We start from the raw sequence: 265 nt of genomic DNA, 5'->3' as shown, positions 1-265 counted from the left end.
CATGTGCGGCAAGCGCTGCCGCATCCCGGCCATCGGTACGCGCGGGATCACGCAGTTTGCGGCAAAGCGCCGAACCGGAAAGACCGCGCCAGCCAAGGGAAGCGGGCGGCAACCGCCAGGCGTCATCGACGGCGGGCGGCGCATGGGGACGCTGCAGAACCGGCGCACGCGACAGGTGGCAGGTCCGGCAGGGCAAGGTCTCCGCCCCGATCCGGCTGGCCCCGGCGACGATGTTCATCCCGTGCAGGGCTCCCCCTCCCTTGCC

The 265-nt window shown here is 72.1% G+C and carries 1 pseudogene; it reads right to left on the bottom strand.

What is annotated here, in order from left to right:
• Positions 1 to 238: pseudogene (locus tag A3728_RS22855) on the bottom strand (hypothetical protein); the annotation flags it as partial.
• Positions 239 to 265: the final 27 nt, after the last annotated feature.

The sequence above is a fragment of the Sulfitobacter sp. HI0040 genome, assembly GCF_001634885.1.
Classification (GTDB): domain Bacteria; phylum Pseudomonadota; class Alphaproteobacteria; order Rhodobacterales; family Rhodobacteraceae; genus Sulfitobacter.
This window is presented reverse-complemented; position numbering and strand designations above follow the sequence as displayed.